The following is a 4,770-nucleotide window of genomic DNA, read 5'->3' as shown; positions in this document are numbered from 1 at the left end:
TTGAAATCCCAAAAAATGCACACTTTTTCCGGTATACCCTTCAAAACCCTTGCACTAATTTCTGTGTTTATCAGCCTCTAACCTTTGATATATCAAGGTTTTAGGTTTATTCAGCAAACCCTAGTTATTTTTCCCAATCACCAGTCACCAGTCCCCAATCACCAATCACCTATCAACACCTAAAAAATTGTACAGCGCCAATCCCTCTATCGTGAAGGCTGACGCTGTACGGGTTTAAAGTTATTTTTGATCGGCTAGGGTCTTTATTTGCTTGACCCCATGTTATTAATACCTATAATCTCCGATTTTTTGGAACATTAAGGATTTCTTTAGTATTTCTTTAGATTTACTTTTTTATTGATTTATCAATCTTTGTTAATTTTTGTGTATTTGGGAGAAATAGAAGCGCCAAGTATTTCTGATACCCAAACTTCAAAGTTGCGAATAGGATGAGAACGAAGCACAGTATCAGCATGAACAATAGGTTCAACTAAAATAGTAAACATTCCTAAACGATTACCTGCTATAACATCAGTAAATAAGCGATCGCCTACCATACCTACTTGATGTACAGGTAAATTCATTCCTTGTAATGCGGCTCTAATTTTACGACGTGAGGGTTTAGCCGCACCCAGGTAATAAGGAATATTCAGGGAACGAGCAATACTACCAATTCGGGATTCACTGAGATTATTACTCACTAACCAAAGAGCCGCATAATCACGCATTTGTTCTACCCATTGTTCTAGTTCTGGGGAAGCGGCGCTGGCAGTAATGGGTACTAGAGTATCATCAACATCCAAAACCAGCCCTTTGAGTCCATATTGTTGGATGATATCTGGCGTGAGTTGCAAAACTGAACCTTCTAAAATCAAGTCTGGTTGTAAAATATTGTTCCAAGTCTTCATAATTCGTAATTCATACATGAGGTGACAGGTGACTGGTGACTGGGGAAAAATATTTCCCTTCTGCCTTCTGCCCCCTGCTTCTTCTGCCTCCTGAACTCCTAACTCCTGTAATAAAATTCCATTGCCAATCAAGATTAGACTAGCAATGGAAACATTAAATTTCAGTTATGAATTATTCAACCTGATCAAACAGATGTTCTTCTAAAAGCGGTTGAACTTTACGAAATTCTTCAGGAGATAGTAATTCTGGCTTACCTGACTTGGTGATACGGGCAAAAAATAGCAGGGGATCAAGGGGGGTGTAAACTGCATACTCCTGGTCTTGATGATAGAAACTAGCCAGTAGCTGTAGTTGCTCCGGTTCTAAATCTGTTCCTTCATCTTCGATTTCTAAGGTGAAGATTTCTGATTCTTCTACTGGTGGTAATTCACCCACTACAGTCAAAGCATAAGCAGTATTTTTAATAGTCAGATTTTGCTCAGAGAGAACTGCTTGAGCGGTACTAAAAATCTCATCAATTAAATCGTCATCTTCTACCAAAATGGCTTCTTCTTCCTCACCATCACCTTGCCAAGCAAAAATTTCTATGGGTGAGTCAACAGGCAGAAGTAAAACATATTCTTGCCTATCTACCGAGAGGGAATGCTCAATATAACATTCGAGCGATCGCCCTTTTTCATCGGTCAAAGTGATAGCAGCAGCGTCAGCACGATCATTTTCTTCAGAAAATTCAGATGAATACATAGTCACATTATCTAAACTTATCAATACTCAAATCTATGAAATTCATTTAACTGTTTTATGACAGTCAATGTCAACCAAAAAGCTGAATATACAGTTGAGTAATAGTTTTCAGAATATCATGTTCAAAGGTATTAATCCTCAACAAATGCTACCGATCTGTTGGAGTTACTGCGTCTAGCATCTAGCCACTGTTGCAAAATTAAAGCTGCGGCTTTCCGGTCAATCAGGCTCTTATGACGTGATGGCGAGCGATTTTCTGCAATCAGCATTTGTTCAGCTTGAAAAGAAGTTAATCGCTCATCAACGTATTCAATAGGCAGATGCACAGCTTTAGCCAACCTCTTGGCAAATTTCTGGACGTGTCGAGCTTGAAAACCTAAAGATCCATCCATTGAATATGGTAGACCAACAACCAGAACTTGCACTTGGCGATCATGCAAGATTTGTTGTATTTGCTCCACATCATCTTGAAAGGATCGGCGCTCAATCGTAGTGATACCTGTGGCAATCAAACCAGTACCATCGCACCCTGCTAAACCGATGCGTTTGCTACCAACATCCAAACCCAAGGCGGATATAAAAGATTTTGATTGCTGCTCAAGCATCACTCTAATTGTTCTCCTGGTGTGCCTCTAATGATTCAGATTGGCGATATGTATCCATATTATGAAATTGTTGACTACCAAAAGCAACAGTTTCTGACTTATTTGCTGCTGTTCGCTCTGAGGCAGGTTGTGGTTTAGGAACCCATGACATACCACCGGGTATGGGTTTACGTGCTGGTTGTAGTCCTTGCAGCACTTCTGGCCATTGTATGCCTTCCAAAGAAACGAATTTTGATTCGCGGATTTTATGCCAAACGGAACGCGACATAATTAGGGTATGTTCAATGCGTTTAGCACCAATTCTTTCTAAATATTCTTCCCGTTCTGGCTGATAATCAGAGGAAGCCAGTTGTAAACCTTGTTGGGGAAAATCTTGAGCAATGCGAGCTAATTGAGACAATAATTCTGGATACAACCAAGTATAGGCTGGGTGAACCGTCAAACTCGCTACATGAGGATTTTCGCCTTTCCGGTCAAGTTGTACCTGAAAATAGCCAATAGCTGCTTTGCGTTGGGGTTCAAACACATAACCGCTGACAACCTCTGTTTTTGTCACCCATTGCTTCACAGCATCGGCAAGAACACCGAATAAACTGGTTTTAAAATCATGGGTATGGCGGTCAAAAACCTGACGTACCAAAGGCGGCATAGATGCTGTATCTAGTTGATATAGTAATGGTGCATCAGCATTACTAACGGGTAAGAGATTAGGTAAGTCAGGTTCTGCTTGTGCTAATTCTCGCAGTAACTCTGGGCTAATTTCCCAGTAGGTCATTTCTGCCAACCGCTGAAATCCATTTTGTCGATATAGTGCTAGAGCATCAACGTCATTGACATTAATTTCTAGCAGCCAGGTACGAGCTTCTAAAATTGATTCAAAGCAATGCCTAAGTAGTTGTGAACCTACCCCCAGTTTGTCAGCAGTACGGTCTAACATTACCCTGTCAATTCGCCAAGTGCTGCGGGTACGGTTAAATGGTGATACTTGAATCATTCCTAGCAGCATCCGTCCTTGCTCTGCGACAAATCCGCAGAAGCGGTACTGTAAAGGGTTGGGAAACCAACTCAAAAACTTGAGTAAGCCAAACCAGTGACGCAGCCATTGCATGGTAAAAAAGCTGCCCTTGGGAGAGAGGTCTGTATAGGAATCTTGTGTTAGACGTTCAATACCGTCTAGATCCCGATATTGAACAGGACGAATTACGAGGCTGAGATTTCGAGGAAGTAGTGAATTCATTTTGATTCAAGCCGCCATTTAACCTTTACTAATTGCGATGGGTAAGGTACTGCTGCAATAATAATCTTAACGGCTTTTCACTCTTAAGTTATTGTTCCAAAAGAGTGATTTTATTAACTGAATACCGAAAAAAGAATAAAAAGCAGAAATTGTGATGACACCGTTGGCGTAGACACAATCATATCTGCTTCTATTGTATAAGTTTTTCTGAAAATTCTCTATAATGCTCAGGTTTTATAAACCTTGTCTAGAGGCCAGCTTTTCAAAGTAAGCTTGAGTTTGATGAAGTAGCTGCTGGCGACTATCTTCTTGTGTGTGTTTTAGTGTTGGAACCAAGTTGCGAGCTTGGAGTGTCATGTGCAACTGTAGATGCGCCACATATTCACTGATATCTTGGTTTTCTACAACTGCGCCCGTTAATACATTTGATTCCATTTCCACTGTGTTCTCCTTTATCAATGTTGTGCGGTTGTATGACTTGATCACATGATCAAAATATCATACTTGTTTGACTTAGCTTATTGATTTGCAACGAACTGTAATAGTTAGGTATTGGGGACTGGGGACAGAAGGAAGTTTACCAATTACCATTTCTCTACCCAATAGATAATTTCTGAGGCTGAACTATCAATAGCGACTCCATAGCTATGACCATGATTCCATTTAAACCCTGGTTTACCTTGGTCTTGTGCCTTGAATACCAAGATTTGATATGTACTGGGAAAGGCTAAATTATCAGATTTACCAGTATAAAAAAATGTTGTGGGTACACCTTCAGCTTGTTTGATATGGTCGTTTGTATCACCCCCCCAATATTTATGCCCTGCAATTTTACTGTAGTGGGAAAGTGATTTTTGAATTTGTTCAGGAGGTCGTTTTAAACGGATTTGAAAAAAATTACTTCCTTGCTTCCAGCCTGGAGAGTAAGCCAGGGAGATGAACTGATCACTACGAGTAATCTTTATGGGGAAATGTTTGATTTGGTTAAGATCAGACCACTTGTGATTGCGAATTTCTGAATAGCGTGATATATCAGCAATTATCTGTGCTGTTGCCGTATTGTTGACAGTTTGTGTGAAGAGAAAACTGCCTGCAATTACACTGGAACTACCCACAGATAATAAACCTATTGTAGCGATTTTGACTAATAAAGATTGCTGCATTTAGTTGAGTAAATCTAGTTGGTAGATTAATATCCCAACTCATCAAACAACCGTAGTCACCAGTTACCAGTCAAGGGTTTATTTTAGAAAGAACCAAAAATCATTCCTGCTA

At 40.0% G+C, this 4,770-nt stretch carries 6 protein-coding genes; all 6 read right to left on the bottom strand.

Going from position 1 to position 4,770, the window contains the following annotated elements; genetic code table 11:
• Nucleotides 1-365 precede the first annotated feature (365 nt).
• Entirely contained in the window at nt 366-908 is a 543-nt protein-coding gene (locus FFR48_RS25550; RefSeq protein ID WP_137669298.1) for a YqeG family HAD IIIA-type phosphatase, read from the bottom strand.
• 172 nt (nt 909-1,080) lie between these two features.
• Nucleotides 1,081-1,653 carry a DUF3727 domain-containing protein gene (locus tag FFR48_RS25545; RefSeq protein ID WP_096571889.1) on the bottom strand — a complete coding sequence of 191 codons (573 nt, stop codon included), beginning with the start codon at nt 1,651-1,653 and terminating at the stop codon, nt 1,081-1,083.
• 131 nt (nt 1,654-1,784) lie between these two features.
• Nucleotides 1,785-2,258: a Holliday junction resolvase RuvX gene (gene ruvX, locus FFR48_RS25540; protein ID WP_096571890.1), complete on the bottom strand. Its 474-nt coding sequence runs from the start codon at nt 2,256-2,258 to the stop codon at nt 1,785-1,787.
• Nucleotides 2,259-2,262: 4 nt separating this feature from the next.
• Nucleotides 2,263-3,495, bottom strand: a complete 1,233-nt coding sequence (locus FFR48_RS25535; RefSeq protein ID WP_137669297.1) for a GNAT family N-acetyltransferase — start codon at nt 3,493-3,495, stop codon at nt 2,263-2,265.
• A gap of 234 nt (nt 3,496-3,729) precedes the next feature.
• Complete coding sequence (locus FFR48_RS25530; protein WP_096571892.1) at nt 3,730-3,930, bottom strand: hypothetical protein; 201 nt, start codon at nt 3,928-3,930, stop codon at nt 3,730-3,732.
• A 149-nt stretch (nt 3,931-4,079) separates the two neighbouring features.
• Nucleotides 4,080-4,658: a hypothetical protein gene (locus tag FFR48_RS25525; RefSeq protein WP_137669296.1), complete on the bottom strand. Its 579-nt coding sequence runs from the start codon at nt 4,656-4,658 to the stop codon at nt 4,080-4,082.
• Nucleotides 4,659-4,770: the final 112 nt, after the last annotated feature.

This window comes from Sphaerospermopsis reniformis (genome assembly GCF_005402885.1).
GTDB classification, from domain to species: Bacteria; Cyanobacteriota; Cyanobacteriia; order Cyanobacteriales; family Nostocaceae; genus Sphaerospermopsis; species Sphaerospermopsis kisseleviana.
Note: the sequence above shows the minus strand (reverse complement) of the source record. Positions and strands in the feature narration are given on the sequence as shown.

What these genes read in the sequence shown, in the direction of transcription:
- FFR48_RS25535 (WP_137669297.1), bottom strand. Translation starts at nt 3,495, where the DNA reads ATGAATTCACTACTTCCTCGAAATCTCAGCCTCGTAATTCGTCCTGTT.
- FFR48_RS25545 (WP_096571889.1), bottom strand. Translation starts at nt 1,653, where the DNA reads ATGTATTCATCTGAATTTTCTGAAGAAAATGATCGTGCTGACGCTGCT.
- FFR48_RS25530 (WP_096571892.1), bottom strand. Translation starts at nt 3,930, where the DNA reads ATGGAATCAAATGTATTAACGGGCGCAGTTGTAGAAAACCAAGATATC.
- FFR48_RS25525 (WP_137669296.1), bottom strand. Translation starts at nt 4,658, where the DNA reads ATGCAGCAATCTTTATTAGTCAAAATCGCTACAATAGGTTTATTATCT.
- ruvX (WP_096571890.1), bottom strand. Translation starts at nt 2,258, where the DNA reads ATGCTTGAGCAGCAATCAAAATCTTTTATATCCGCCTTGGGTTTGGAT.
- FFR48_RS25550 (WP_137669298.1), bottom strand. Translation starts at nt 908, where the DNA reads ATGAAGACTTGGAACAATATTTTACAACCAGACTTGATTTTAGAAGGT.